This window comes from Streptomyces sp. NPDC013455 (genome assembly GCF_040632975.1).
Taxonomy (GTDB): domain Bacteria; phylum Actinomycetota; class Actinomycetes; order Streptomycetales; family Streptomycetaceae; genus Streptomyces.
The window spans coordinates 202,382-223,282 of the sequence record NZ_JBEYCX010000004.1; the positions used below are offsets into that span (position 1 = coordinate 202,382).

The window sequence follows — 20,901 nt, forward strand, 5'->3', positions numbered from 1 at the left end:
ATGACGACGGTTCAGGAGGGGTACGACGGGGACCTCGTCCTCGGCGCGCTCGGCTCGCTGGGCGCCCGGCTGGACTGCGCCGGGCAGAACCGGCTGGACCTGGAGGGCCCGCAGGTGCTGTGGCTGGTCGCGGCCGGGGCGCTGGACCTGTTCGCGGTGGACGCCGTCCAGCAGGGGCACTGGCACCACCTCGGCCGGCTGGAGCCGGGAGCGCTGCTGCTCGGCCCGGTCACCGGCCCCCAGCACACCCTGGTGGCCCGCCCGGTCCGGGACTGTGCCGTCCACCGCGTCAACCTGCGCGAGCTGTACCAGCCCGCCCCCACGCAGACCTGGTCGTACGACGAGTACGGCAACCCGCAGTACGTACCGCCCACCACGAGCCCGCTGGAGTACGCCCTCGCGCTGGGCGTCGGCCGCGGCCTGTCCGTCCTCTTCCAGGCCCCGCTGGCCGAGGACCGGACGGCCACGCCCGCCGACGACGACGTGTTCTGGATGCAGGTGCCGCCGGGCAGCGTCCAGTACGGCTCGCTGTACGGCGCCGAGGCGGCCGCCGATCTGCTGATGGACCCCGCCCTGTGGCAGAGCATGGTCGACCAGCAGTACCGGCTGCTGACCGCGCTGGACCGCTGGATCGAGCAGCTGGAGCGCACCCACGAGACACGGACGGCCGCCGGCATCAAGGCCGGTGAGGCGGTCCGCGCCCAGGCCGACCGGACGCTGCTGGCCTCCATCGGGAAGCGCTCGGCCCGCCGGGCCACGGCCGCCGACGCCGACGCCACCTACGCGGCCTGCCGGATCGTGGCCGAGGCGGCCGGGATCGAGCTGGCCGAGTCCGCGCGAAGCGGCACCGAGAGCGACCGGCTGGACCCGGTGGAGCGGGTGGCGCTGGCCTCCCGGGTGCGTACCCGTGCCGTGCGGCTGAGCGGCCGCTGGTGGCGGGAGAACGTCGGCCCGCTGGTCGGCCGGCGGGCCCTGTCCCAGGCGCCGGTCGCGCTGCTGTGGCGGCGCGGCGGTTATGTGGCCGTGCATCCGGGCACCGGCCGGGAGACCCCGGTGGAGAAGGCGAACGCGGAGGAGTTCGAACCGCGCGCGGTGATGTTCTACCGGCCGCTGCCCGACCAGCGGCTCGGGCCGCTCGGGCTGCTGCGCTTCAGCCTGCGCGGCACCCGCGGGGACCTGCTGAGCCTGCTCCTGGCCGGGCTGGTGACGGTCGCGATCGGGGCGCTGGTGCCGATCGCGACCGGCAAGGTGCTCGGCGAGTACGTACCGCGGGCGCAGGAGGGCCTGATCGTCCAGGTGTGCCTGGCCGTGATGGTGAGCGGGGTGGTCGCCGCGGCGTTCACCCTGCTGGAGAACCTGTCCATCCTGCGGCTGGAGGGCCGGATCGAGGCGGCGCTCCAGCCCGCCGTCTGGGACCGGCTGCTGCGCCTGCCCACCCGCTTCTTCACCCAGCGCTCGACCGGTGAACTGGCGAGCGCGGCCATGGGCATCAGCGCGATCCGCCGGACGCTGGCCGGTGTCGGCCCGGTGGTCGCCCAGTCGGTGACCGTCGGAGCGATGAACCTGGGTCTGCTGCTGTGGTACAGCGTGCCGATGGCGCTCGCGGCGATCGGCATGCTCGTCGTCATCGGGGCGGTGTTCGGCGGGCTCGGGCTGTGGCAGGTGCGCTGGCAGCGGCGGCTGGTGGTGCTCGGCAACAAGCTGAACAACCAGGCGTTCCAGACCCTGCGCGGGCTGCCCAAGCTGCGGGTGGCGGCGGCCGAGAACTACGCGTACGCGGCGTGGGCGCGGGAGTTCGCGCGCAGCCGGGAACTCCAGCAGAAGGCCGGCCGGATCAAGAACCTCACCACGGTGCTCGGCGCGGTCTACCTGCCGGTGTGCACCCTGCTGATGTTCATGCTGCTGGCGGGCCCGGCCGAGGGGGCGATGTCGGCGGCGGACTTCCTCGCCTTCAACACGTCGGTGACCATGCTGCTGACCGCGGTGACCCAGCTGACCGGCGCGTTCGTGTCGGCGGTGGCGGCGCTGCCGCTGTTCGAGGAGATCAAGCCGGTGCTGGAGGCCACGCCCGAGGTGCGCAGGGCCAGCACCCGTCCGGGCCCGCTGTCGGGCGCGCTGGAGGCCCGCCGGCTGTCCTTCCGGTACGCCGACGACGGCCCGCTCGTGCTGGACGACGTGTCGTTCGCGGTACGCCCCGGCGAGTTCGTGGCGATCGTCGGCCCGAGCGGCTGCGGCAAGTCCACGCTGCTGCGCCTGCTGATCGGCTTCGACAAGCCGGTCTCCGGCAGCGTGCTGTACGACGGCCAGGACCTCGCGGCGCTCGACCGGTCGGCGGTGCGCCGGCAGTGCGGGGTGGTCCTCCAGCACGCCCAGCCGTTCACCGGCTCGATCCTGGACGTCATCTGCGGCACCGAGCCGTACACGCCGGAGGAGGCGATGGCGGCGGCGGAGCTGGCGGGGCTCGCGGAGGACATCCAGCGGATGCCGATGGGGCTGCACACGATCGTCTCGGCGGGCGGCGCGGTCTCCGGCGGCCAGCGGCAGCGGCTGATGATCGCCCAGGCCCTCATCCGGCGCCCGCGCATCCTCTTCTTCGACGAGGCGACCAGCGCGCTGGACAACGACACCCAGCGCATCGTCATCGACAGCACCCGCAAGCTGAACGCGACCCGGATCGTCATCGCCCACCGCCTGTCGACCGTCCTGGACGCCGACCGGGTGATCGTGATGGAGGACGGCAAGGTCGTCCAGCAGGGCACACCGGCGGAACTCCTCGCGGACACCGGCGGCCGCCTGCACGAGCTGGTGCGCCGCCAGCTGGCCTAGCCGGGGGCCCGGCATGACCGGCGGGCCCTCTAGGGGGTGTCCCGCGCCGCCCCGTCGGCCGGCGCGTCCGGCTCGTCGTCCGGCGCGTCCGGCCCGTCGTGGTGGTGGGACGGCATCCAGTGGTGCTCGGTGAACCAGCGGCCGAACAGGGCACCGCCGTAGATGACGAAGCCGACGCCGATGAGCCAGGACTCGACGACGAGCACGGTCCCGACGGCGCCGTAGCTCAGGGCGTTGGTGACGATGAGCGGGGTGAAGACGAGGTAGGAGAAGGCCCGCAGCCCGGCCAGGCCGATGACCGTGGCCAGCGCGCCCGGCAGCAGCGCGCGCCAGCGGACCTGGCCGCCCAGCAGGAAACGCTGCCCCCACCAGAAGAACAGCACGCCGCTGGCCGTGGACAGGGCGATGCGCTGGTCGCCGTGCAGGGCCGTCTTCGTCGTCACCTCCTGGTAGAGGTAGGCGGTCAGCACCACCAGCCAGGTGGCCTGCCGCCAGACCCGGTGCCAGGGGCCGGAGGCCAGGCCCCAGATGCGTTCGTAGGCGTTCTGCACACTGCCCCCGAAGGCCACGCCGAAGACGGCGAGCAGTACGGCGCTCCAGACGCTGGTGGTGCCGATGACCTTGCGCGGCGGGCTGATGACGTCGGTGAGCACGTGCGCGGACCGGCCGGACAGGCCCATGCCGTCGGTGAGCCAGGAGGCGAAACCGCCGCGCACCAGCGGGTCGGCCGCGGCGACCACGATCAGCAGCGGCGCCAGCGTCACCAGGGCCAGGGTGGCGAACCCCATGGCCCGGTGCATCAGCTCCAGCTCCCGGCCGTGCGCGAACAGGGCTCCGACGCGCAGCCATTCCCACGCGCGCAGCAGGCCGCGCCGCAACCGCCTCACGGCTCCTCCCGTGCTCGCCGCCCGCACACTCTTCCGTGCGTCCTTCGGTGCCGACGCATCCAGCCTGGCACGCGCCGGGCGACTCGCAGCCGGAACGCGGGCAGCGGCGGCGGCTCCGTGCTGCGGACGGGTGACCGTGCGGTCCGGCGACACGGCGGACGGGTCCGCCGTTCGCGGACCGCCGCACGGGAGAATCGGGACCTGTGCGCACCACCGACCACGAGGCGCCGGGCGGCCGGCGGCGACCGCTGATCCTGAGCGCGAGCATGGGGGCCGGTCACGACACCGTGGCCGCCGAGCTCGCGCGGCGGGCCGCGGCCCGGGGGCACGAGGCCCGGACCGTCGACGTCCTGCGGCTGCTGCCGTACGGCCTGGGCACGGGGCTGCGGCGCGGCTACCACGCGACGGTACGGCACCTGCCCTGGGCGTACGCCGGGGTCTACGGCGCGTTCCTGCGCCCGGGTCCCGGCCGGCGGCCCAGCGGGGTACCGCTGGCCCGGCTCGCCGCCGACCGGCTGACCGACCTGGTGGAGCGGACGGGTGCCGACGTGGTGGTGTCCGTGTTCCACCTGGCCGCGCAGCTCACCGGTCATCTGCGGGCCCGGGGCGGGCTGCGGGTGCCGAGCGCGGTGTTCGTGCTCGACTTCGCGGTGCACCGGCAGTGGCTGCATCCGGGCAACGACCTCCACCTGTGCCTGACGGACGCGGCGGCGCGTGAGGTGCGCCGGGCGGTGCCCGGGCCCGTGGTCACGACCGGGCCGGTGGTCGCGCCCGCCTTCCGCGCGCCCGCCCCGGGGGCGGCCCGGTGGCGGGAGCGGTTCGCCGGGCGGGCGCCCGGCCGGCCGCCGGTGCTGCTGTCGGCCGGGGCCTGGGGGGCGGCCTCCCGGCCGGCCGCCACCGCCCGGCTGCTGGCGGCGGGCGGTTACCTCCCGGTGGTGCTGTGCGGCCGCGACGAGCGGCTGCTGGCGCGCATGTCCCGGGAGCCCGCCGCCCTCGCCCTGGGCTGGGTCGACGACATGCCCGGGCTGCTTGCCGCCTGCTACGCCCTGGTGGACAACGCCGCCGGGCAGACCGCCGTCCAGGCCCTCGCGACGGGCTTGCCCGTGGTCGGCCACCGCCCGCTGCCCGGCCACGGGGCGGACGGGGTCCGCCGGATGGCCGAGGCCGGCCTGTCGGAGCTCACCGCCGACGGCCCGTCACTGCTGAGGGCACTCGCCGGACTCCCCGAGGGCGGCCGCGCGCGCGAGACCCGCGTGACCCGCGGCCACGCCCTGTTCCGGCACGACGCGATGGAGTGCGTGGCACGACTGTGAGCGGGGCCCGCGGGCTGCCGGCCGGACTTGGGCCCGCTGGACGAGCGTGACAGGGCGGCACCGCTCGCGAGATCGGCGCGTACACGTCCCCCGTCACCCCGTCGCGGCCCCCGACGGAACGGCCCCGCGGGCCGGGTGTGGTGCCGGGATGTGCACGTGCAGCGGGCCGACCGTGAGGCCCGCCGCGTGGCAGTCCCGGACGATGAGCGGGAGCGCGCCCAGCGCCGCGTGCCAGCAGCCGGGGGCCGAGAGCCGGTCGGAGTCGTGCAGCAGGACGGTGCCGCCGCCGCGCAGGTCCGCGGCGACCCGGGCCCGTACGGAGGCCGGTGTGGCGTCGGCCGTCCAGTCCCTGCCCCACGCCGACCACAGCACCGTCCGCAGACCGGCCCGGCGGGCGGCGCGCGAGCGGCTCGCGGTGAGGATGCCGTACGGCGGCCGGTACCACCACGGGCGGTGCCCGGTGAGCTCGCGCACCAGGCGGACGGTGCGGGCCACCTCCTCGGCGTCGCGGGCGAACGCGGGCCGCCAGGGCCGGTCGTGGGTCCAGCCGTGCACGCCCAGCTCGTGTCCGCGCCGTACCGTCTCGCGGATCACGGCGGGGTGGCGTGCCGCGTGCTCGCCGAGCACGAAGAAGGTGGCCCGCACACCGAGCTCGTCCAGCGCGTCGAGGAAGCGCGGGGTCGACACCGGGTCCGGTCCGTCGTCGAAGGTGAGTGCGACGTGCCGGCGGTGGCCGGTGCCGGCGAGCCCGGGGAAGAACGGCAGCCGCACGCCCGGGAGCCAGGTGGCCGCCGGGCCGATGTGGAGGGCGGCGACGCCGGCCGGGACCAGGACGGCGGCCGTCCGCCAGGAGCGGCCGGACACGGGGGACATCGGTGACCTACCTCCTCGGGGTGCGGGGCGCGGCGGCGGGGCCGGGACGCGCCGCCGGGCCGTCGGCGTCCCACTGGCCGCCGACCGACGGGGCGCGGGCCAGGCCGACGCTGCCCGCGCCGATCAGGGCGACGCCGATCAGCTCGGGCAGCACGGCCAGGCCGAGATGGATCCGTTCGGCGAACAGCACCCAGCCGAGAGCGACGCTGGTGAGTGCGTCGCCGAGGGTGAGCGCGGGCTGGGAGGCCGTCAGCGACCCGGCCGCGAGCGCGCCCTGGAGCACCACGAAGGCGACGAGTCCGGCGGCCCCCGTGGCGTACGGCGACCAGTGCCCGAACATCGCCGCCGGGCCCTGTCCGAGCCGTCCCACGGCCTCCTTGAGCAGCGCCGCGGTGGTGGCGAAGGCCACCGCGGAGGCGAGTCCGAGCAGCGCGGCCCGGGACGCGCCCCGCGTCGGACGGGCGACCGCCAGGAGCAGGACGACGACGCCGAGTGCCGCGCCTCCGCCCAGCAGCCAGTCCCCCGGCGCCGCGGTCTGCCGGCCGGCCGACGGGGCGGCCGCCAGGAGGAACAGCGCCAGCCCGCAGGCGAGGGCGAGGAACGCCAGCCAGGTCCGGGCGTCCGGGGGGCGCCGGAAGACGACGCTGCCCACGGCCAGCGTGAACAGCAGCTCGGTGGCGAGCAGCGGCTGGACCAGGGACAGGCTGCCCACGGCCAGTGCCCCGGCCTGGAGGAGGCTGGACAGCGCCAGCAGACCGGCGCCCGCCAGCCAGGAGCGGCGGCGCAGCGTCCGGCGGAACCGGCGTACGGCGGACCCCGCCCCGCCGCCCTCGTCCTGTTCCTGCACGGCGGCCCGGCGCTGCAGGACCGAGGCGGACGCGTTGGACAGCGCGGCCAGCAGGGCGAGCACCACCGTGAGGACGGTCATGACCGGTCACCCGTAGCGGGCGGCGAGCCGCCGGTAGATCCCGGGAGCAGCGCCGCGCACCCGGGCGGGCAGGCGCAGCCAGCCGGGCACGTACACCTCGTCCCGGCCGTGCAGGACGGCGGCGCGGACCGCGTCCGCCACGCGCTCGGCGGGCACGGGCCGCGGCCAGGACCGCGTGTAGGGGGTGCCCCGCCGTTCGAAGAAGGGCGTGTCGACCACGCCCGGTACGACATGGCTGACGCCCACCCCGGTGCCGCGCAGCTCGTAGCGCAGCGCGTCGGCGAAGGTGCCGAGGGCGGCTTTGGCCGCGGAGTAGACGGCTTCGCCGCGCACGCCCACGCTGCCGGCGAGGGATCCGATAAGGACGACGCGTCCCGATCCGGCCGCGACCATGTGGGGCAGCAGGGTGCGCACCAGGCGCAGGGTGGCGAGCAGGTCGACGCCGACGACCTCGTCGATGCGCTCGGCGGGCATGCCGGTGAAGTCCCCGGCCCAGCCCACGCCGGCGCCGGCCACCAGCAGGTCCAGTCCGCCGAGGCGGTCCAGGGCGAGGTCGGCGAGCCGGCGGTCGGCGCCCGGCCGTGCCAGGTCCGCGGGCAGTGCCACCGCTCCGGCGGTGGCGGCCACCTGCTCCAGTCGGGTGACGTCGCGTCCGCTCAGCGCCAGCCGCCAGCCGCCCTCGGCGGCCAGCCTGCGGGCCACGGCGGCGCCGATGCCCGAGGAGGCGCCCGTGATCAGGGCGGTGCCGCCCCGGCCGGCGCGCTCCCGGCCGGTCCGCGGCTGACGAGCGGCCTGCGCGGCCGAGACCGGCACCGGCCGGGTGCCGTTCGACGGTCCTGTGGGGAAGGGGGCATGGGGCATGGTGACGACCTCACTGCGACGGCGTGCACGGGCTCGCGGACTCGGGGCCGAACCTTCGCGGTGTTTCCAGGGCGCCACAGACTGGAACAGCGCGCACGGCGGGGCGCCCGCCACCCGGGGCGCGACCCCCGGCCGGAAGGCCGGCACACAACGGTCATTGCCGTCACCGACCGCCGTCGCCGGCGTCGCCACCGCCGTCGCCACCGTCGTCGTCCGGAATACATCACGCGTAAAAGAAACGTTGCCGTTTCGCGAGAAGTACTCTACGCTCGACGTGTACGAAACGGTTTCGTTTACGAGCCGTCTGTCCCGCCGTCCCCGCACGGCCTCCCCGAACGACTTCCCTGGAGTGGTTCCGCATGCCCGAGAAGACCCTGGCCGAGAGCTCCCGAGCCCAGGCGGCGGCGATAGCACACGGCGCGGCCTCGCCCAGGCGGTGGTGGATCCTCGCCGTCATCGCCGTCGCCCAGCTGATGGTGGTCCTCGACGCCACGATCGTGAACATCGCCCTGCCGTCCGCCCAGACCGACCTCGGCTTCTCCGACGGCAGCCGGCAGTGGATCGTCACCGCCTACGCGCTGGCCTTCGCCTCCCTGCTGCTGCTCGGCGGCCGGATCGCCGACCTGTTCGGCCGCAAGCCCGCCTTCCTCGCCGGTGTCGTCGGCTTCGCCGCGGCCTCCGCGCTCGGCGGCGCCGCGAACGGCTTCACCATGCTGGTCGTCGCGCGTGCCCTCCAGGGCGCCTTCGGCGCGCTGCTCGCCCCGGCCGCGCTGTCGCTGCTCAACACCACCTTCACCGACGCCCGGGAGCGGGCACGCGCGTTCAGCGTGTACGGCGCGATCGCGGGTGCCGGCGGCGCGGTCGGCCTGCTGCTCGGCGGGGTGCTCACCGACGCGCTGGACTGGCGCTGGACGCTGTACGTGAACGTCGTGATCGCGGTCGTCGCCTTCGCGGGCGGCTGGATCCTGCTGGGCAGCCACCGCGACGCGGCGGACGCCAAGCTCGACGTGCCGGGCACGGTGCTGGTCGCCACCGGTCTGTTCGCCCTGGTCTACGGCTTCTCCAACGCCGAGACCCACGACTGGGACTCGCCGCTGACCTGGGGCTTCCTGATCGCGGGCGGTGTGCTGCTGGCGGCCTTCGCCTGGTGGCAGACCAAGGCGGCGCACCCGCTGCTGCCCCTGCGCATCCTCCTCGACCGCGACCGGGCGGCCTCCTTCCTCGCGGTGCTGATCACCGGCGCGGGCATGTTCGGCGTGTTCCTCTTCCTGACCTACTACCTCCAGCTCAACCTCGGCTTCAGCCCCACGAAGACCGGTCTGGCGTTCCTGCCGATGGTCGGCGCGCTGATGGTGACCGCGCAGGTCGCGACCACGGTCCTGCTGCCCCGGATCGGCCCCAAGGTCGTCATCCCGCTCGGTTTCGCGATCGCCACGGCCGGCATGGCGTGGCTGACCGGCATCGGCCTGGACTCGCACTACCTGAGCGCCGTGCTGCCGCAGCTCGTCCTGACCGGCGTGGGTCTCGGCATGGTCATGCCCCCGGCCATGCAGCTGGCCACCAGCGGGGTCGCCGCCGAGGACGCGGGCGTGGCCTCCGCGACCGTCAACGCCATGCAGCAGGTGGGCGGGTCGATCGGCACGGCCCTGCTGAACACCCTCGCGGCGAGCGCCGCCACGGACTACCTCGCCGGCCGGGACGCCACCGACCGGGTGGCGGGGGCGCAGGCCACGATCGAGAGCTACACCACCGCCTTCTGGTGGTCGGCGGTGTTCTTCGGCGCGGGCGCCGTGCTCGCCTTCGTGCTCCACCGGCGCGGTGTGCCGGCGCAGGACGCCGGTGCCGCCCCCGTCGTCCACATGTGACCTGGCCGCCGTCCGGGCCCGAGGGGCCGCCGTCCGCAGGGAGACGGCGGCCCCTCGCCCTGTCCCGCGGGACACCGCGGGACGCTTGGGACCGCTCCGCCGGGTAACTCGCAGGGGAGATCGCCCTGACGACGGAAAGGAGCCGCCATGCCTGGTGGGAACGAGCGCGACGGTGCGAACGGCCCCGAGGACCGGCCGGAGACGGCCCTGGAGGAGGTGCTCCGGGAGGTCGAGGAGGCCGAGAAGCGCGACGAGGACCGGTCCGCCTCGGGGGAGGCCGGTGACGGCATCACGCCGAACACCGGTGCGCAGGAGCAGGCGAACGGCAACTGAGCCCAAAGGGGCGGCGCAGCACGGAGTGGCCGGCCCGCGCCCGGGAGCCCGGCCCGGCGGCGCCGCGCCCGGTGGTCCCCGGCGCCCGAGCCGCTCCGCACGGGTGCGCGGCTTCCGGCGCGGTACGCGGTGAACGCCTGCCCACGAGCCGCTCCGCACAGGTGCGCGGCCGGCCGGTGCGGTGGGGCCGGCCCGGGTCCCGGGCATGCCCGGCGCCGGCCGCGCCCGTCCACCGATCACTGCTTTGCGGCGGTCCGGGTACCCGAGCCCCATGAACCACCACGCGCGAGGACCCCAGCTGCCCCCGTCCCGCGGCCCGCTGTCCGCCGCGGTCGCCGCCTACCTGCACGGCACGGGCCCCCTCCCCCGCCCCGCGGACGCCGGATCCGCCGACCCGTACGGCGACGATCTCCAGCTCGCCCTCTACCTGTGCTACGAGCTGCACTACCGCGGCTTCGCCGGTGTGCCGCCCGAGACCGAGTGGGACCCGGAGCTGCTGCGCGTCCGGGCCGCGATGGAGCACCGCTTCCTCGGCGCCCTGCGCGCCGACACCCCGGTCCACGACAGCCTGGACGACGCGCTCGCCGCTCTCCTGGTGGAGCCGCTGGAAGGCACCGGGGTCAGCCACTTCCTGCGCGCGGAGGGCGAGCTGTGGCAGCTGCGGGAGTACGCGGCACTGCGCTCGCTGTACCACCTGAAGGAGGCCGACCCGCACGCCTGGGTGCTGCCGCGGCTGTGGGGCCGGGCGAAGGCGGCGATGGCGGCGGTGGAGTACGACGAGTTCGGCGGTGGCCGGGCCGACCGGGTCCACGCGCGTCTGTTCGCCGACCTGATGACGGATCTCGGCCTGGAGACCGCCTACGGCCGCTACCTGCCCGAGGCCCCCGCCGAGATGCTGGCCGTGGTCAACATGATGTCCCTGTTCGGACTGCACCGGGAGCTGCGCGGTGCGCTGGTGGGCCACTTCGCCGAGGTGGAGATCACCTCCTCCCCCGCCTCCCGCCGGCTGGCCGAGGCGATGCACCGCACCGGCGCCGGGCCCGCCGCCGCGTTCTTCTACGACGAACACGTGGAGGCGGACGCCGTGCACGAGCAGGTCGTCCGCCACGAGGTGATCGGCGGACTGCTCGACGAGGAGCCCGAGTTGGCGCCGGACATCGCCTTCGGGATCGACGCGACCGAGTACCTGGAGGGGCGGCTGGGCCGGCGGCTGCTCGCCGACTGGAGCGCCGGACGCTCGTCCCTGCTGACCCCGCTGCCCCGACAGCTGTCCCATACATCCTGAACACCGGGGTACCCGCGTGGTGTGATCGCTTTGGTACTTCCGGGCGTGTACGCCCCACAGGACGATACGGAGCTGCTGACCGAAGCCCTCCGTGAAGAGGCCCCGGCGCCCGGCGCCCGGGTGCTGGACGTAGGCACCGGCAGCGGCGCGCTCGCTCTGGAGGCGGCCCGGCGAGGCGCCGAGGTGACCGCGGTGGACGTGTCGCGGCGGGCGGTGTGGACGGCACGGCTGAACGCGTGGCTGAGCCGCGTGCCGGTGCGCATCCGGCACGGCAACCTCTTCGCACCGGTCCGCGACCGGACGTACGACCTCATCCTGGCGAACCCGCCGTACGTGCCGGCGCCGGACACCCGCCGCGCGCCGCGCGGCCGGTCCCGCGCCTGGGACGCCGGAGACGACGGCCGGCTGCTGCTGGACCGGATATGCCGGGACGCGCCGGCACTGCTGCGCCCGGAAGGGGTCCTGCTGATCGTGCACTCGGCGCTCAGCGACCCCGACCGCACCCTGGAGCTGCTGCGGGAGGCGGGCCTGAAGGCCGCGACGGTCCGGCGCCGGTGGATCGCCCTCGGCCCGGTGCTGCGCTCCCGGGAGGACTGGCTGCGCCGGCGCGGGCTGCTCGCGCCGGCCGACGACAGGGAAGAGCTGGTGGTGATCCGTGCCGAACGACCGCGCTGACGCCGCCGGGGCGAACCGCCCGGGCGACCCCGAACCGCAGAACTGTGCCGCGGCGGGAGGCAAGGACGCCCCGGCCCCCGCGCCGGACCCCGCCGCCCGGGCCCGCCGGATCACGGTGCAACGGCGCGGGCCCCTCCTGGTGGAAGGGCCCGTCGAGATCGAACTCGAGGACGGAACCACGGTCTCCTCGGACCGGTTCCGTGTCGCTCTGTGTACCTGCCGGCGCAGTCGCCGCTACCCGTGGTGCGACACCAGTCACAGACGCAGGGTCTGAGCAGCTGTTGAAACAGATTGTTTTTCGCCGCTCCCCGGGACGGCCCCCCACGGACCGGCCCGGGGAGCGGCTGTGTGCCCGGAGCCTGCGGGCGGCCCCACTCCGCCCGCCTGCCCCGGCGCGAGATCGCAGGCTCCCCGCTCCAGGGGCCGCACTCCCCAGTTGCGAGCCTGATCCGGTGTTCACGAGGAACCCCTGCGATCCCGGTCTAGAAGGTGAAGAGACTGCCGAAGGCGTCCCTCACACAGGTGTTGCCGAAGGTGCGCTCGTAGGAGACGCGCTTGCCCTGCCAGACGCCCTGCACCGTCACGACGACGGGGTCGTACTGCTTGGTGCACATCATGTCGCCGGTCGGCTTCAGGGCGTCCAGGTCACCGCCTGTGCCGCGCAGTTCGGCGCAGGCCTGGGCGGCGGCCGGATGGGTGCCGGAAGCCGTGGGGGCGCAGTTCAGGGTGACGGCGCGCTCCGGAGTGGCCGTGGCCGCGTCGTTGCCGTGGCCGGTGACGAGCACCAGCGCCGAGGGGGCGTAGAGCGACGACGGGGCGGCGCCCGGTGCAGCGACGGCAGCCCCGGTCAGGGGTCCGCATACGGCTGCGGCCGTGAGGCCGAGGGCCGCTGCCCAGCGCGCGGTGTTCCGCATTGTGTGCATCCTTCCGCTCGAACAGACGAGTTGCCGGCTCCATCCCGGTCGGGCACCGGAGCGGCGAGCGCCACTCTGCCGAGTCCACCGCCGAAACTCACATCGAACCCACAGCTTTCAGTAACCTTTCGTGTTGAATCAGTGGCGTGAAGTCACGGAAATCGAACGCTGTGACCCCGGAACTGTGGCGTTTCCCCTCCCTCGAAGCGGCCAGATGGCTGAAAATCAGCTGTTCGTTAATCGTCCTGAAACATTCCGACTCTGCGCGCGTCGAGCCCCTTCATGACTCGCTGTGTTCATGAAGTGATCACCGGGAGCGGGTCCGTCCGCCACCCGGCGCGGACCGCCCGCGACTCTGTCCGCCGCCCGGAACGGACCATCCCCTTCCGCCGGCCGGCACCCGCCGACGGATCCCGGGCGGTGCCCCTGCGGGTACCGATCGCTATGGTCGGGCGGGTACGCGGCCGGCGCGAGGCGGGAGGGGACGGATGGCGCGGCACTGGGCGGACTTCCAGTACGAGATCTATCTGAACGGGATGACGGGGACCGTGCCCCGGCTGCCGACCGACCTGACCCGGCTGGAGGAGCTGGCCGCACACCGGCTCGGCCCGGGCCCGGTGGGCTATGTGGCGGGCAGCGCGGGCGACGGCAGCACGGCCCGCGCCAACCGGGCGGCCCTCGCCCGGCGCCGGATCGTGCCGCGCGTACTGCGGGACGTGCAGGAGCGGGACCTCACGACCGAGGTGCTGGGGCGGACCCTCCCGGTGCCGCTGGCGCTGGCTCCCGTGGGCACGATCTCGATCATGCACCCGGACGCCGAGCCGGCCGTCGCCCGGGCGGCCGCCGCGCAGGGCGTGCCGTACATCCTGTCGTCGGCGGCGAGCACACCGATGGAGCAGGTCGCGGAGGCGATGGGCGATGCCGAGCGGTGGTTCCAGCTCTACTGGGGCAAGGACCGCGAGGTGACCCGGAGTTTCCTGGCACGGGCGAGGGCGGCCGGCTTCTCGGTACTGGTCGTCACCCTGGACACCCCGCTGCTGGCCTGGCGGCCCCGCGACCTGGACCAGGCGTATCTGCCGTTCCTGCATGGCGTGAGCACCGCCAACTACTTCACCGACCCCGCGTTCCGGGCGGGGCTCGCCAAGCCGGTGCACGAGGATCCCAAAGCGGCGGTGCTGCACTTCCTGGGCCTGTTCGGGGACGCCGGCCACACCTGGCCGGACCTGGACTTCCTGCGCGAGCACTGGGACGGGCCGATCGTGCTCAAGGGCATCCTGCACCCGGACGACGCCCGGCTCGCGGCGGACGCGGGGGTGGACGGCGTGGTGGTCTCCAACCACGGCGGCCGGCAGGTGGCCGGCTCGGTCGCGGCGGCCGACGCGCTGCCCCGGATCGCACGGGCGGCCGGCGACCGGCTGACGGTGCTGTTCGACAGCGGGGTGCGCACCGGGGACGACGTGTTCAAGGCCCTCGCCCTCGGCGCGCGGGCGGTCCTGCTGGGCCGGCCGTACGTCTACGGTCTCGGCCTGGACGGCCAGGCGGGTGTGGAGCACGTCATCCGCTGCCTGCTGGCGGAGTTCGACCTCACCCTCGCCCTGTCGGGCCACGCCGGCCCGGCCACGGTGTCACCGGCGGACCTGGTCGAGGACCCCGGCTGACCGCGCCGCGGCCCAGCGCCGGCCGGCCGATCCGTCCCGGGCCTTGACGACGACGTCGGCACCGGGACCGTCACCCGCGGCGAGGGCGAGGGTCCGGTCCCAGCGGGGCAGGAACTCGCCCCGCGCGGTGAGGTCGTAGCGCACGTCGTCGCCCCGGGGCGACCCGGCTGCGGCGCACTCGCCCAGGACCGCCACGCCGGCGTCGGCGTGCGAGTCCAGGCACAGGGCCGGGCCGGCCGCGCTGCGCAGCAGCCCGTCCGTGCCGTACGTCCACCGCTGTGTGGCCGCGGTGGAGCACCCGGTGAGGACGGCGCTCGCCCCGGCCTCCGGCGTGCCCTCGACGTCCAGGCACAGGCCGGCCGCGGCGTTGCGCAGCCGGCCGGTCCCGCCGACCGCGGGCAGGCCGGTGGTGCCGGGCTCGGGCAGGCCGGTGGTGCCGGGGCCGGGCGGGCCGGTGGAGGGCAGGCCGGTGGTCCCGGGGTCGGCGGCGGACGCCGGCGGCGGGGAGGCCGCGGAGCCGGGGGTGGTGGTGGCGACCGGGCCGGTGCCGTCGTCGCCGTCCGGCCAGACGCTCACCGCGAGGACGGTGGCGAGCAGCCCTGCCGAGGCCACGCCGAGGCCGGCGAACAGTGCCCGCGGGGACCGGGCCGGGCCGGCCGCACGCCGCGCCCGGGCACCGGCAAGGAGCCGGCCGGGCAGCCCGGACCCGCCCGGGCCGGCGCGGCGCCGGGCGCCGGGTCCGGTCAGGCGGGCCAGGAGCCCCGGCCCGCCACCGCCGCTCCGGCGGCCGCCGGAACCCCGGGAGCCGCCACGGGGGCGGGTGGGGCCCGGCGGCCGGCGGCCGGGGCGCGAGTCGAGGTAGCGGCGGGCGCCCCAGCCGAGCACGGCCTCGGCGAGCAGCACGCCCGTGGCGGCCTCGGCGAGGCCGAGTTGCCCGGCCGCGTGCCGGCAGTGGGCGCAGCCGGCCAGGTGCTCCTGGACGTCGGGCAGCAGCGCGCCGCCCCGGCGGATCGGCACGTCGAGGAGGCGGTTGTAGTAGCGGCATTCCCTGCCGGGCGCGAGCTCCCGGTGGGTGCGTACCAGGCCCTCGCGGAACTTCTCGCGGGCCTGTTCGAGCGCGGCCGTCGCGCTCCCGGCGTCCACGCCGAGCAGTGCCGCGGGCACCTCCGGTGGCTCGGCCTCGACCTCGGTGTGCCACAACAGGGCCTGTTCCGGCCGGGAAAGGCCGTGGAAGGCACGGTCGGTGAGGACGCGGTTCGCCGGTGTCGGTGCCGGCCCGACGCGCACGCCGTGACCGCCGGCGGGTGTGGCGAGGCCGGGCAGTTCGGCGGTGACCCGGTCCGTGGTGGACCAGTTCACGACCGTGTCCCGGACGGTCGCCAGCAGCCGGGGGCGCAGCGCGTCGGCGGGTTCGCCGAGCGCCAGCCGGCCGAGGACCTGGTGGAAGGCGGTGGCGGTGACCATGTGGGCGAGCGGCCCGGAGGCGGCCAGGCAGATGACGGCGTAGTCCTGGGCCGATCGCCAGTGCCGGGCCATCAGGAGGGCGGCGGACCGGGAGCCCTCCGCGTCGGAGCCGGCCCGCAGCGGACCGGCGAGCGACTCGTCGGACTCCCCGGGCCGGCCGCCGGGCGGCGGACCGGAAGGGCGCGGGGGGTGGGGGGTGTGCACGGAGCGGATTCCTTAGGCGCGTGGTGCGTCGGCGCGTGACTGCCGCTCCCGCGAGCGCGAGGAGCGGAATCGCACCGCGCTCCGAACCCTTGCACACCTTCCACACGGGCAACAAGGCGCACGCAGGACTTCGGCCGTTGTTCGAAAGGAAGTCAAACTCCGTGCGCGGCAAGGGACTTGGGGTAGGGCGGGCCGATACGCGTGCGCCCCGTGTGAAGCGTGCGCACACACCGGCCGCCCGCGCACGCTCCCGCGGCGCACGGCCCGGTGGTGGACTGGGGGCCGGTCCTCCTCGACAGGCCCCGCCCCGGCCGGCGTCCCCGGCGGCTTCCCCCGCGGCCGGGGCGGGACCGCCCGCCCGGCCCGGCGGATCAGATCTGCCAGGAGCGCAGCCGGTCGGCGGCGCCGTACACGTCGGTCTTGCCGGAGATCAGGGCGCGGGCCAGGTCGACGAGGGCGCCGTAGGGCGGGTCGATGCCGACGCCGCTGACGTACATGTAGGCCACGGCGGTCGCGCAGGCGAAGCGGGCGTTGGCCGCGGGCAGCGGCTTGAGCACGGCGAGGGTGTGCAGCAGCGCGGCGGCCCGCCAGGCCGCGTCGGAGTCCACGCCGAGCCGGGGCGGGTCCACCCGGTGCCGGGCGACGGCGGCGACCAGCGCGGAGAAGTCGTCCACGGCGGGCTGGTCGGGCAGCACCTCCTCGTGCCGCTGGAGCAGCCAGGGGACGTCGATGTGGATGACGGAGGGCATCGGTCAGGCGGCCTCGCCCCTGGCGGGACGCTCGTCGTCCGGGAAGGCCGCGGCGAACTCCTCGGCGTGGCCGGCGAAGAAGCGGCGGAAGGCCTCGGCGCCCTCCTGGAGGGCCCGGTGGCGGGCGATGTCGGCGGCGGCGGCCTCGCGCACGAGGGCCTTCATCGACGTACCGCGTTCCTTGGCGATCTGCCGCAGGTCCTCAAGTTCCCGTTCGCTGAACTCCACGTTGAGAGCTGGCATGTCCCACACGGTACCTCTCGGGTACTCACGCGTAAATAACCGGAGGTCAGGGCAGGATTGCTGCGGTACCGGACGGGTCCGGGACCGGTATCCGGAGCCGACCGGTGGCGCGGCGCTCTGCGCCGCCAGATGCAGCGCGGCGCGGCAAACCCGACGGCACGGGACGGCACGGCACGCGGTGCGGCCGCGGCCGATCAGTCCCGGACCGGTTCCGGCACCGCGGCGAACAGGATCATTCGTGGTCCGGAAGCGTTGCCGCCAACCTCGGTCACACCCCGGCCGGAACGCTCCCCGACCGGCCGCCGGGCCGGGTCCGGCCGGTCGGCGGGCGGCCACCGGTTGCCTTCACGGGAGGGCGCGAAGCACTACGCTGGAACACGAGTAGTGCCACCTGTTCACTGTGAGTGTGCGCTTGGGAGCGGCGACGATGAGCCGGGTCTATCCGTTCGACGACGCGGCGACGGCCCGGGCCGTCGTCGGCGCGGACGGAACGCTGGTGGAGTGGAACGAGGGCGCGCGCCGCCTGCTCGGCCACCCGGCGGACGCCGTTCTGGGCCGTCCCGCCGCCGACCTGCTGGCGGGTGCCGCCGCCCCGCCCGCACCGACGGGCCGGCGCTGGCAGGGCACGCTCCCGCTGCGCCACCGGGACGGCCGTACCGTCACCGTGTGGCTGCTCGCCCACCGCCGCCCGCCGTGCGGCGAGGACCCCGGGGACTGGCTGGTGGTCACCCCGCTGACCGGCGGGGAGCCGCCCGCCGCGCCCGACCCGCTCACGGAGGCCGGCCTGATCCAGTCGCCGTGCCCGGTCGCCGTCTACGACGACCGGCTGCGGCTGCGCCGGATGAACGAGGCGATGGCCGCCGTCATCGGGCTCCCCGAGGAGCGGGTACGGGGGCTCAGGCTCGCGGAGATCGGTGGCCGGCCGCAGAGCGAGGAGCTGGAGCAGAGCATGCTCCGGGTGCTGACCTCGGGCAGGCCGCGGGACCTGCAGACCCTGATGTGCGCCGGCGACGAGGGCCGGTCGCACGCCTGGCTCGCCCGCATGGCGCCGGTCCGGGACGGGGCCGGCCGGGTGCGGGGTGTGTGCCTGGCCGCGCACGACGTCTCCGACAACCACCGGGCCAGGCAGCGGCTCCAGCTGGTCAACGAGGCGAGCGTGCGCATCGGGACCACCCTGGACGTCACCCGCACCGCGCAGGAGCTCGCGGACGTGTGCGTGCCCGCGCTCGCCGACTTCGTCAGCATCGACCTGCTGGACCCGGAGGAACACGGCGGCGAGCCGCCGGCCCGCGTCACCGCGCCGGTGCAGCTGCGCCGCACCGCCCACCGGTCGGTGCTCGCGGGCGTACCGGAGGCCGTGGTCGAGACCGGGCGGACGGAGGAGTATCCGGACTTCTCCCCGCAGGCCGACGCGCTGACCGCCGGCCGGACGGTCATCACGTCGGTGGCCTCCGGCGAGATGGACCGGTGGCTGCGCCGGCACGGCCGGCACGGCGAGACGGTGCGCGCCTTCGGCCTCCACTCCTCGATGTCGGTGCCGATCCAGGCGCGCGGGCTGACCCTGGGCGTCGCGGTGCTCGCCCGGCACCGGCGCCCGGAGGCGTTCACCGCGGACGACGTGCTGCTCGCCGAGGAGATCACCGCGCGGGCCGCCGTCTGCATCGACAACGCCCGCCGCTACTCACGCGAGCGGGAGACGGCACTCGCGCTCCAGCGCAGTCTGCTGCCCCGCTCGCTGCCGCGCACGGCCGCGCTGGAGGCGTCCTCCCGCTATCTGCCGGCCGCGCGGGCCGGTGTGGGCGGCGACTGGTTCGACGTGATCCCGCTGTCCGGGATGCGGGTGGCGATGGTCGTCGGGGACGTCGTCGGACACGGCATCCAGGCCTCGGCCACCATGGGCCGGCTGCGCACCGCCGTCCGCACCCTCGCCGACATCGACCTGGCCCCGGACGAACTGCTCACGCACCTGGACGACCTGGTGCTGCGCCTGTCGGAGGAGTCCGGCGGCGACGGCAGCCCGGGCGAGGTCGGCGCGACCTGCCTGTACGCCGTCTACGACCCGGTGTCCCGGCGCTGCACGCTCGCGCGCGCCGGGCATCCGCCGCCGGTGCTGCTGCGCCCGGGCGGCCGGCCGTACCCGCTCGACCTGCCGGCCGGTCCCCCGCTGGGCCTCGGCGGGCTGCCGTTCGAGTCCGTCGAGGTCGATCTGCCCGAGGGCACCGTCCTCGCCCTCTACACGGACGGGCTGGTGCGCTCCCGGGGCCGGGACGGGGACGCCGGCCGGGAGCTGCTGTTCCAGGTGCTCGGCCGGGGCACGGAGCTGCTGGACGAGACCTGCGACCGCATCCTGCACGCCCTGCTGCCGTCCGGGAGCGCCTCCGACGACGTGGCGCTGCTCCTCGCCCGCACCCAGGGCCTGCCCGCCTCCCAGGTGGCGACCTGGGACATCCCCGCCGACCCCGCGCTGGTCGCGCCGGTCCGCAAGCAGGTCGTGGAGCAGCTGGACACCTGGGGCCTGAGCGAGGCCACGTTCACGGCGGAGCTGGTGGTCAGCGAGCTGGTCACCAACGCCATCCGATACGGCGCGCACCCGATCCGGCTCCGGCTGATCCACGACGCGAACACGCTGATCTGCGAGGTCTCCGACAGCAGTCACACGGCCCCGCACCTGCGCCGGGCCAAGAGCTTCGACGAGGGCGGCCGGGGTCTGCTGCTGGTCGCCCAGCTCACCCAGCGCTGGGGCACCCGGCACACCCCGGAGGGCAAGACGATCTGGGCGGAGCTGCCGCTGTTCGAGGAGGACGTGTAGCGCTCTGGACGCCGCCGGCCGGGGCCGTACCCGCCCGCGGGCCTCCTGCGCGCCGGGACGCGATGTGCCGAATGGCCGGAAAGAGCCTGCCCGACGGCGCGAATGGGCCTGTCCCGGGTCAGGACGGGGAACACGATTCCCCGTGTCCCGAACTTACCCGGCGACCCGCGCATCGGGCGGTGACGACGGCGCACCCGGCGCCGTGGGCACGCGTCCCGCTCGCGTGCCCTGACACCCCCAGGAGTGTGGAGCGACATGGTGTACACCCCCCGGTCATCGCGGCGCCGGACCCTGCTCGTGGGCACGGTCGCCGTGCTGGGCCTCCTGACCGCCTGCGGCAACGGCCCCGACGCGCAGGCGCGCCCGTCCGCCACGGTCTCCGGCACGGCCGCGCCCGCACAGGACGGCACCGCGGGCGAGGCCGCCACGAGTTCGGCCCCCGCCCGCACCGCCGCGTCCTCGGCCCCGGGGGCGACCGGCTCCGCGGGCGGCGGGGCGACCACGTCCACCGGCACCGCCGCCGCGGGTTCCCGCTGCCACACTGCGGAACTGCGTGCCTCCGTGGGCCGCAACGACCCGGGTGCCGGGCAGGAGAACTTCCCCGTGGTGCTCACCAACACGTCCGCCCGGACCTGCACCGTGCGTGGCTACCCGGGGGCGGCCTTCGTGACGGCCTCCGGCAGCCGGATCGGCGCCGACCCCCTGCGGGAACCGGACTCCCCGGCGACGGTCACCCTGCGCCCCGGGCAGAGCGCCTGGGCCGGGCTGACCTTCTCCAACCCGCAGGTCAGCGGGGCGAAGTCGGCCACGCCGGCCGCGCTGCTGGTCACTCCGCCGGACGAGCGCGACCCGCTGAAGGCGGCCTGGACGGGCGGACCGGTACCCGTCTCCGGTAACGCCTCCTCCGTCCGCCTGACCGTGCTCGACCCGGGCACCGGCCCCTGACCGGATCCCGTGGTGCGGGCGGCTCGGCGGGGTTCCCCGGCACGGCGGGCAGCCTGCGTCGCGGCGTAC

General features: G+C 75.5%; 18 protein-coding genes. 10 read left to right on the plus strand and 8 right to left on the minus strand.

All coding sequences use genetic code 11. The annotated features are described in order from the left end of the window. Complete coding sequence (locus ABZ576_RS09335; RefSeq protein WP_360737911.1) at nucleotides 1-2,826, plus strand: NHLP bacteriocin export ABC transporter permease/ATPase subunit; 2,826 nt, start codon at nucleotides 1-3, stop codon at nucleotides 2,824-2,826. Nucleotides 2,827-2,855: 29 nt separating this feature from the next. Here ABZ576_RS09335 and ABZ576_RS09340 read toward each other — a convergent pair whose 3' ends face one another. Then, complete coding sequence (locus ABZ576_RS09340; protein WP_360738392.1) at nucleotides 2,856-3,704, minus strand: ribonuclease BN; 849 nt, start codon at nucleotides 3,702-3,704, stop codon at nucleotides 2,856-2,858. A gap of 275 nt (nucleotides 3,705-3,979) precedes the next feature. Between ABZ576_RS09340 and ABZ576_RS09345 the strand changes: the two genes are divergently transcribed. Beyond that, nucleotides 3,980-5,026, plus strand: coding sequence for a galactosyldiacylglycerol synthase (locus ABZ576_RS09345; RefSeq protein ID WP_360738395.1), 1,047 nt, complete (start codon nucleotides 3,980-3,982; stop codon nucleotides 5,024-5,026). A 93-nt stretch (nucleotides 5,027-5,119) separates the two neighbouring features. On the opposite strand, the gene ABZ576_RS09350 is transcribed toward ABZ576_RS09345, so the two are convergent. From ABZ576_RS09350 to ABZ576_RS09360, 3 genes are read right to left on the minus strand one after another with little or no spacing between them, the layout of a single operon-like run. Beyond that, nucleotides 5,120-5,899, minus strand: coding sequence for a polysaccharide deacetylase family protein (locus ABZ576_RS09350; protein ID WP_360737913.1), 780 nt, complete (start codon nucleotides 5,897-5,899; stop codon nucleotides 5,120-5,122). 7 nt (nucleotides 5,900-5,906) lie between these two features. Then, complete coding sequence (locus ABZ576_RS09355) at nucleotides 5,907-6,827, minus strand: DMT family transporter (RefSeq protein WP_360737915.1); 921 nt, start codon at nucleotides 6,825-6,827, stop codon at nucleotides 5,907-5,909. A gap of 6 nt (nucleotides 6,828-6,833) precedes the next feature. Then, nucleotides 6,834-7,688, minus strand: a complete 855-nt coding sequence (locus ABZ576_RS09360; protein ID WP_360737917.1) for an SDR family NAD(P)-dependent oxidoreductase — start codon at nucleotides 7,686-7,688, stop codon at nucleotides 6,834-6,836. A 359-nt stretch (nucleotides 7,689-8,047) separates the two neighbouring features. Between ABZ576_RS09360 and ABZ576_RS09365 the strand changes: the two genes are divergently transcribed. From ABZ576_RS09365 to ABZ576_RS09385, 5 genes are all read left to right on the plus strand, one after another. Further along, nucleotides 8,048-9,553 carry an MFS transporter gene (locus ABZ576_RS09365; RefSeq protein WP_360737919.1) on the plus strand — a complete coding sequence of 502 codons (1,506 nt, stop codon included), beginning with the start codon at nucleotides 8,048-8,050 and terminating at the stop codon, nucleotides 9,551-9,553. A gap of 147 nt (nucleotides 9,554-9,700) precedes the next feature. Beyond that, the gene (locus tag ABZ576_RS09370) at nucleotides 9,701-9,886 is read left to right on the plus strand and encodes a hypothetical protein (RefSeq protein ID WP_360737921.1); all 186 of its coding nucleotides are present in this window, start codon (nucleotides 9,701-9,703) and stop codon (nucleotides 9,884-9,886) included. Nucleotides 9,887-10,157: 271 nt separating this feature from the next. After that, nucleotides 10,158-11,171, plus strand: a complete 1,014-nt coding sequence (locus ABZ576_RS09375) for an iron-containing redox enzyme family protein (RefSeq protein WP_360737924.1) — start codon at nucleotides 10,158-10,160, stop codon at nucleotides 11,169-11,171. A 45-nt stretch (nucleotides 11,172-11,216) separates the two neighbouring features. Further along, a complete protein-coding gene (locus ABZ576_RS09380; RefSeq protein ID WP_360737926.1) occupies nucleotides 11,217-11,846 on the plus strand; it encodes a HemK2/MTQ2 family protein methyltransferase in 630 nt (209 codons plus the stop codon). 109 nt (nucleotides 11,847-11,955) lie between these two features. Further along, complete coding sequence (locus tag ABZ576_RS09385; protein ID WP_360738396.1) at nucleotides 11,956-12,120, plus strand: CDGSH iron-sulfur domain-containing protein; 165 nt, start codon at nucleotides 11,956-11,958, stop codon at nucleotides 12,118-12,120. A gap of 208 nt (nucleotides 12,121-12,328) precedes the next feature. Here ABZ576_RS09385 and ABZ576_RS09390 read toward each other — a convergent pair whose 3' ends face one another. Further along, complete coding sequence (locus ABZ576_RS09390) at nucleotides 12,329-12,760, minus strand: protease inhibitor (protein WP_360737928.1); 432 nt, start codon at nucleotides 12,758-12,760, stop codon at nucleotides 12,329-12,331. A gap of 488 nt (nucleotides 12,761-13,248) precedes the next feature. Between ABZ576_RS09390 and ABZ576_RS09395 the strand changes: the two genes are divergently transcribed. After that, nucleotides 13,249-14,418, plus strand: coding sequence for a lactate 2-monooxygenase (locus ABZ576_RS09395; RefSeq protein WP_360737930.1), 1,170 nt, complete (start codon nucleotides 13,249-13,251; stop codon nucleotides 14,416-14,418). On the opposite strand, the gene ABZ576_RS09400 is transcribed toward ABZ576_RS09395, so the two are convergent. The 3 genes from ABZ576_RS09400 to ABZ576_RS09410 form a co-directional block, all read right to left on the minus strand. After that, nucleotides 14,386-16,086, minus strand: a complete 1,701-nt coding sequence (locus ABZ576_RS09400) for an RICIN domain-containing protein (RefSeq protein ID WP_360737933.1) — start codon at nucleotides 16,084-16,086, stop codon at nucleotides 14,386-14,388. The genes ABZ576_RS09395 and ABZ576_RS09400 overlap by 33 nt on opposite strands. A 371-nt stretch (nucleotides 16,087-16,457) precedes the next feature. Next, a complete protein-coding gene (locus ABZ576_RS09405) occupies nucleotides 16,458-16,835 on the minus strand; it encodes a toxin Doc (RefSeq protein WP_360737936.1) in 378 nt (125 codons plus the stop codon). 3 nt (nucleotides 16,836-16,838) lie between these two features. After that, on the minus strand, nucleotides 16,839-17,078 hold the full coding sequence (locus tag ABZ576_RS09410) for a hypothetical protein (protein ID WP_014676647.1): 240 nt from the start codon (nucleotides 17,076-17,078) through the stop codon (nucleotides 16,839-16,841). 427 nt (nucleotides 17,079-17,505) lie between these two features. On the opposite strand from ABZ576_RS09410, the gene ABZ576_RS09415 reads away from it, so the two are divergent. Both ABZ576_RS09415 and ABZ576_RS09420 read left to right on the plus strand, forming a co-directional pair. Next, on the plus strand, nucleotides 17,506-19,887 hold the full coding sequence (locus ABZ576_RS09415) for a SpoIIE family protein phosphatase (RefSeq protein WP_360737939.1): 2,382 nt from the start codon (nucleotides 17,506-17,508) through the stop codon (nucleotides 19,885-19,887). A 255-nt stretch (nucleotides 19,888-20,142) separates the two neighbouring features. After that, nucleotides 20,143-20,832, plus strand: coding sequence for a DUF4232 domain-containing protein (locus tag ABZ576_RS09420; RefSeq protein WP_360737941.1), 690 nt, complete (start codon nucleotides 20,143-20,145; stop codon nucleotides 20,830-20,832). Nucleotides 20,833-20,901: the final 69 nt, after the last annotated feature.